Annotated in this window: 5 protein-coding genes and 1 pseudogene; 3 read left to right on the top strand and 3 right to left on the bottom strand. The window is 61.3% G+C overall.

Annotated features, from left to right (window positions below):
* Both sucC and Q1W26_RS01375 read right to left on the bottom strand, forming a co-directional pair.
* A partial coding sequence (gene sucC / locus Q1W26_RS01380; RefSeq protein ID WP_300434862.1) for an ADP-forming succinate--CoA ligase subunit beta occupies positions 1 to 988 on the bottom strand: 988 nt, incomplete at its 3' end.
* Positions 989 to 1,271: 283 nt separating this feature from the next.
* Positions 1,272 to 1,823 carry a DUF2889 domain-containing protein gene (locus Q1W26_RS01375; protein WP_300434861.1) on the bottom strand — a complete coding sequence of 184 codons (552 nt, stop codon included), beginning with the start codon at positions 1,821 to 1,823 and terminating at the stop codon, positions 1,272 to 1,274.
* 214 nt (positions 1,824 to 2,037) lie between these two features.
* On the opposite strand from Q1W26_RS01375, the gene Q1W26_RS01370 reads away from it, so the two are divergent.
* Entirely contained in the window at positions 2,038 to 3,798 is a 1,761-nt protein-coding gene (locus tag Q1W26_RS01370) for a hypothetical protein (RefSeq protein WP_300434859.1), read from the top strand.
* 24 nt (positions 3,799 to 3,822) lie between these two features.
* On the opposite strand, the gene Q1W26_RS01365 is transcribed toward Q1W26_RS01370, so the two are convergent.
* Positions 3,823 to 4,569, bottom strand: a complete 747-nt coding sequence (locus Q1W26_RS01365; RefSeq protein WP_300434856.1) for a Nif3-like dinuclear metal center hexameric protein — start codon at positions 4,567 to 4,569, stop codon at positions 3,823 to 3,825.
* Positions 4,570 to 4,636: 67 nt separating this feature from the next.
* Here Q1W26_RS01365 and Q1W26_RS01360 point away from each other — a divergent pair, with 67 nt between their 5' ends.
* Together Q1W26_RS01360 and tnpB are read left to right on the top strand one after the other, a co-directional pair.
* Positions 4,637 to 5,800, top strand: a complete 1,164-nt coding sequence (locus Q1W26_RS01360) for a Do family serine endopeptidase (protein ID WP_300434853.1) — start codon at positions 4,637 to 4,639, stop codon at positions 5,798 to 5,800.
* Positions 5,801 to 6,098: 298 nt separating this feature from the next.
* Positions 6,099 to 6,599 (top strand): annotated as a pseudogene (gene tnpB, locus Q1W26_RS21465) (IS66 family insertion sequence element accessory protein TnpB); the annotation flags it as partial.
* Positions 6,600 to 6,786: the final 187 nt, after the last annotated feature.

Here is a 6,786-nt window from a genome sequence, read left to right as displayed (position 1 = left end):
TGGCGATGGTGTCGCAGCGCATGATGCCGCCGAAGATGTTGACGAGAATGCCCTTGACCTTGGGGTTCTTGAGCATGATCTTGAAGGCTTCGGTCACTTTCTCGGTGGTGGCACCGCCGCCCACGTCGAGGAAGTTGGCGGGCTCGGCACCGAACAACTTGATGGTGTCCATGGTAGCCATCGCCAGACCGGCACCATTCACCAGACAACCGATGTTGCCATCCAGCGAAATGTAGGCCAGGTCGAACTTGGAAGCTTCGATTTCGTCTGCATCCTCTTCATCCAGATCGCGCATTTCGACGATTTCCGGATGACGGTAGAGCGCGTTGGAGTCGAAGTTGAACTTGGCGTCCAGAGCCTTGATGTTGCCGTTGCCTTCCAGAATCAGCGGGTTGATTTCCGCCAGGGAAGCATCGGTTTCCATGTAGGTCGTGTAGAGCTTCTTGAGGGTATCCACCGCCATGGCGACGGAAGCCTCGGGCACGCCGATGCCACGCGCCAGGGTTTCAGCCTGGGCGTCGGTAAGACCAACCAGCGGATCCACGAATTCCTTGAGGATCTTCTCAGGCGTGCTGTGCGCAACTTCCTCGATATCCATACCGCCTTCGGAAGACGCCATCACGGCGATCTTCTGGGTAGCACGATCGGTCAGGACGGCGACGTAATATTCCTTCTGGATGTCAGCGCCTTCCTCGATCAACAGGTTGCGCACCTTCTGGCCTTCGGGGCCGGTCTGGTGGGTGACGAGCTGCATACCGAGGATCTGCTCAGCGTTGGCGCGCACTTCATCGAGCGAGCGGGCCAGCTTGACGCCACCGCCCTTGCCGCGGCCACCGGCGTGAATCTGGGCCTTGACAACCCAGACCTTGCCGCCAAGTTCCTCGGCTGCCTTAACCGCCGCGTCGACGGAAATGCAGTGGAAGCCCCGCGGCGTCACGACGCCATACTTCCTCAGTAGTTCTTTTGCCTGATACTCATGAATTTTCATGGTTGCCCTTCGATCGAAGTCTTAGCCTGTTAGGCCGCTTACGCTTGGTTGATGGGACTCTTCGGGGCGGCAATTCGCCCCCCGATACCTGCGCCGTTCTCCCTCGTCCAGCGCAGACACCGGTTTTGCCCCCCGCACACCACGGCACACGGCCGCGCTGCCCGAAGGGCGATCCTGCTCCGACGCGACTCCAGACTCTCGCCATAGAAACACCGGATTACAGACCGTACAATTATATACGAAAGCATGCGCCCGACCGATTCGGCGCTGCACCGCGGCAAGCTTACTGCTGATCGCCGCCGCGATACCAGCGGGGGTAGTAGCGCATTACTGTCGGAGTGGTGGTCTCGAGGGCATGACATCGATCCAGCTGGAAGGGCTTGTCCTCTTCATCCGCGTTGTCGCGCACGAAGGTCGCCCATGACTGAATGGCCGCAGTCGGCAGGGAAGCCAGCAACTCGGTAAGGTGGGCACAGCCTCGCACATCGGCAAACATTTCGCCCACCGTGCGGCGAAAGCCACGCACAAGATTAAGCCCTATCAGGCGACGATAGGCCGGAGCGATTTCTCCACAGGCATCCGGGTAAGGCACCCATTCGGAAGAAGCCTCCGCGTCGAGGACGAAAAAATCCCGATCGACAGTCACACGTACGAAAAGGTCATGAACCGGATCACCGGCCTTTCGCACGCCGGACGCGAGAGGGTAATCAAGATCCTTCTGGTCGGTCAGGCGTGCATCAAGGTCGAGGAGACCGTCGTCACGTATAAACCCCTGGATTTCGATACGACGGGAATGGATATGGGAGCGCGAAACTTGCGGGTCGGAGAGCGGCATGATGAACAAAAAATCAATTTAGGCTTAAAAACTCGTAAAAAATGCCGTTTCAGGCTTGAGTCTTAACATTCGCGGCAGTCCACGACAGGACAAGACACCGCGGCGGGCAGCAAAGTTCTTTAGAATACTGTAGCTTCGCTGCTCGCGCCTGACCTACCGACTGGCCACAAGATCAACTTTGCGTCATCTAGCCGAATTCACGACCGCCCCATTGATGAACCGCGTGCGAAAGACACTTTTCCTGCTCGTTGCCACGCTCGCCCCACTGGGCAGCCCGACCGCCGGAGCGGCCGGGCTTGGCGAACTGGTCACATTGTCGGAGCTTGGCGAGCCTTTCCGGGCCGAGGTCAGACTGGTTCTTGGGCCAGGCGAAAAGCTCGATGCAAGCTGCTTCAAGCGCGTAAATTACGTTAGTAACGACGACACACCCTGGATCAACAACGCCCGCTTGCGACTCGCCGGCGATCGTCTGATCGTCACTACGCGCGAACCGGTAAACCATCCGTTCGCGATGCTCGGTCTGCATATTGCCTGTGACAACGAGTTTCGCCGCGACTATACAATCCTGCTCCAACCGCCTGGCAGGCGCATCAGCCCCCCGATCGTAGCAAGCGCTGCGACTGCAGCCTACACAGAACAGCCCTCTGCGCCACCAGCACGCCCCACCGCACGCCAGCAGCGCCCTGCCAGCAGCATCTACACAGCAGAGGCAGTGCACCAGCCAGCAGCCCGCCCGACGCGCCCACCAAAGCAAAATATCCATCAGACGGGTCTGGCTGAACCGCCGCGCCACGACCGTCTGACACTTGGCAGCGGCGACGAAGCCGGCCGAGTACCGCTTCGCATGAGCCTCCTGCTCGCCAACCCGCCGCGCGGCGACGAGGCAGACGGCTCTCGCCAGCAGCTACGACAGGAACAGCGCACCCTCGCCGAAATCGACGACCGCATCGCGTCCCAGCTTGAGGTCAACGAGAAAATCAAGCGCCTGGAGGAATACCAGGCGTTGCTGAAGGAGCGGGTAGCCCAGCTCGACGACCAAGCACCGCCTTCTCCAGGCGCACAGACGGCGGCCAGGCCTGCACAACCCACTCCGCCGGCTTCAGCACCAGAGACTGCGGCCACACCTTCGAGCATTTCCGAGCAGCTCCGGCAGTGGGGTCCGCCCATCGGCGGCCTGCTCGCCGTCCTGCTGGGTGGAGGGGCCCTCATGTGGCTGCGCCGTCGTCGCCCCACTGAGCCGGTCGAGGATATTGAGCCAACCACCCAGCCCGACTTCCGGATCAGCGCCGCACCATCCACAACCCAGCACACGGCCATCCCGAAGGCGCCGGAAGAAATGCGGGCGATGCCGCCAATCCAGCAGGCCGCTCCACCGCCACCAGCGGACAACTCCGGCGAGTGGGCCGAGCCCACCTTCGCGCCTGCGCACCCCATCCCCTTTGACGAGACGGTGGACGAGCAGGACTCTGCCCTCGAACTCGCGGAAATAATGATGTCCTTCGGCCGCACTCAGGGGGCAGCCGAAACCCTGGCCGATTACATTCGCAACAATCCTCGGCAAGCGGTGAAGCCTTGGCTGAAGCTGCTTGAGGTCTACCACGTGGCCGGCATGCGCGCCGAATTCGAAGTACTGACGCGCCAGCTCAACAAAACCTTCAACGTCAAGATGATCAGCTGGAACGACTTCCAGAATATCCGCTCCACACTCGATACCGTCGAGCAGATAGCCCACGTCTGCCAGCGCCTGCAGGACCTGTGGGGCACCCCGGAAGCGCAGATTTACATCCACCAGATCCTGCGGGACAACCGAAATGGCACACGCCAGGGCTTCCCGCTTACGGTGGTCGAAGAACTGCTCCTGCTGCTTGCCATCCTCGACGAAGAACTCGGTCCATACAAGCCGACCCCGGAACTCACGCTGGAGGAAATGGAGCCCTCTCCTGCCCCACCAGAACCGTCCCCCCTCGAGACCTGAAGCCTGGACCGGCGCAACCAAGCATCACACGGGGTTGGGCACCTCAACAAACTCCACATCGATGCCGAATACTTCGGCCAGATGGGCACCCAACGCCTGGACACCATAGCGCTCGCTGGCGTGGTGCCCCACACCAAGGTAAGCCACCCCGGACTCACGAGCCAGATGATTCGTCGGCTCCGAGGCCTCCCCGGATACAAAGCAATCCACACCGCTCGCAATGGCCTGCTCAAAATAGCTCTGGGCGCCGCCAGTACACCAGCCCACCCGCTCGACGACACGCTCCGGATCTCCCAGAATCAGCGGCTCGCGCCCAAGACGGGCCGCGATGTCACTCGCCAGGCTGCCCAGCCTGACTGGCTGCGGCACCCGTCCGCTCCAGCCCAGACTCTGATCACCGAAGCGGCCCTCCTCCAGCCAGCCCAACAGTTTGCCCAACTGGGCGTTGTTACCCAATTCGGGGTGAGCATCGAGAGGCAGATGATAAGCAAACAGGTTGATGTCATTGGCAAGCAGCGTTGCCAGCCGCCGCCGGCGCATTCCGGTGACGCAAGCATCTTCCCCGCGCCAGAAATAGCCGTGATGCACCAGCACCGCGTCAGCCCCCCGCGCCACGGCAGCATCAAGCAGCGCCTGGCTGGCGGTAACTCCGCAAACAACGCGCTGGATCGACGCCCGACCTTCCACCTGCAAGCCGTTTGGGCAATAATCCTTAAAGCGCTCGACTTCCAGCAGCCGGTCCAGGTAGCGCTGCAATTCAGTTCGTTCCATCGCCGCTTTTCCTTATCAACATTCAGCAATTTGGCGGCGCCAACGTGCGCCGATGGCAGATTTTACGATGCATCGTCTGTGGATGATCTTTGCCCAGGCCGTCACCATATCGGTGGCAATCCTGTTCGTGATCAGCACGCTCAAACCGGAGTGGATGGGCGAGAGGCAGATGCTGCCTGCCGTCACCATTCAGGAAGCGACCCAGCCTGCATCGGGGCAGAGCGGCAGGCCGGTCTCATCCTACTCGGAAGCCGCCAGACAGGCCCTTCCATCGGTAGTACATATATTTACCAGCAAGGAAGTAAAGGCTCAGCGCCACCCCTTCTCCGACGATCCACTGTTCCGCCATTTTTTTGGTGACCGGCTTGAAAACCGCCCCCAACAGCGCGCCTCCGGCCTCGGTTCCGGCGTAATTGTTTCACCGGAAGGCTACGTTCTTACCAACAACCACGTCATCGAGGCCGCCGACGAAATCGAGGTGGCTCTCAACGACGGACGCAAGCTGCCTGCGCGCATCGTCGGCCGCGATCCCGAATCCGACCTGGCCGTGCTGCAGATCAAGGCTGATGGCAAGCTTCACGCAATAACCTTCGCCGCACCGGAGCCGCTGCAGGTTGGCGACGTCGTACTCGCCATCGGCAACCCCTTCGGCGTCGGCCAAACGGTGACGATGGGCATCGTCTCGGCACTTGGCCGCACTCACCTGGGAATCAACACCTTCGAAGACTTTATTCAAACCGACGCGGCAATCAACCCCGGCAATTCCGGCGGCGCACTAATCGATGCAGCCGGCCACCTTGTCGGAATCAATGCGGCGATCTACTCCCGTTCCGGCGGTTCGCTGGGCATCGGCTTCGCGATTCCCGTTTCGCTGGCCCGCAGCGTGATGGAGCAAATCATTCAGAACGGCTCGGTAACCCGTGGCTGGATCGGGGTCGAAGTCCAGGCCATCACCCCCGACCTGGCCGAATCCTTCAGCATGCCGTCGGCCGACGGCACGCTGATTTCCGGCGTAATGCGCGGCAGCCCGGCCGACCGGGCCGGTGTACGCCCGGGTGACGTGCTGATTGCCGTCGAGGGCCGCAAGGTAAACGACCCCCAAGCCATGCTGGAAGCCATCGCAGCGCAGCCCCCCGGCCGCCTAGCCGGGTTCGAACTGCGGCGTGGCAAGGAAAAGCTAGAGCTGAAGGTCGAGATCGGCCGCCGTCCGGCCCTATCCCGCGGCGACTAGCCCGGATCATTCCGGCGCACATCAGAACCGGCCAGAACACCGCCAATGCGGTCATTGACTTGGTCAAACCACAGAGGCCACGCGGAGTTTAGTGCGGCTACCGCGCCGCAGGAAAGTTGAACCCCACTCGGTTGGACCGCCCACTTTCGCCGTCTGGCCCGTGCTTGAAAACGTCTGCCCTAGCCCCTGGCTGGATTGCACTTATCTGGCCTTCATCTGCCTCATGTTGCCCGTAAGCCCCCGGCAAACCCACACAGAAGCCGTCAAGCAATCGTAGAGCGAGGCGCGGCCGCATCACACTTACCTCTTTGCCAACCGGCGCGGCACCCGGATGAAGGTGCTGATCCACGACGACCAAGGAATCTGGCTCGCCTGCCGGCGGCTCCACCAGGGGAAATTTCGCTGGGCCGAGTGGTCCGATTCGCTGACGCTCTCCCAGGCTCGGTTCGATGCTTTGATGCTCGGTTTGCCCTGGCAGCAACCGGGGGATAACGGCGTGATCCGGATGGCTGACAGCCCACCATCGGGAGATGCCCCGATAGCTGGATCAGTGCTCCAGCGGCATGCTTTGCTCATACCGCTACCAGCTGGGCCGCCCCTTGCGCTTCCGGCCGGAGCGAGATTTGGCCAGGTCGGACTCGCACCGACGAATCAACCGTGCCTTTGCAAAGCACACACAACAACTGGATCGAGAAAATCAGATTCGGCCGACTACCATCGGGCGCGAAAACCGGCTCTTTGCCGGCTCAGCCACAGAGCAGGGAGTTGCTGCCGCACCACAGGAAGCGAGCTGACATAGCGGCACCCGCGACCTACGGTCAAAGTGGATTCGCCGGGCGCTTACATCTGGCGTCCCCTGCACCCCATCTAGCCGAGTGTTGGCGGGCTCCATCGTTGCTGTTGATTGCGTGTGCGTATCAGGGTTAGCGGTGTAGACGAGCAAAGCCCCGCAGAGATTTTCTGCGGGGCTTTGAGTATGTGTGAGT

It is taken from the genome of Zoogloea sp., assembly GCF_030157465.1.
Taxonomy (GTDB): Bacteria; Pseudomonadota; Gammaproteobacteria; order Burkholderiales; family Rhodocyclaceae; genus Zoogloea.
The sequence above is the reverse complement of the archived record's forward strand: the minus strand, read 5'-3'. Positions and strand labels throughout refer to the sequence as shown.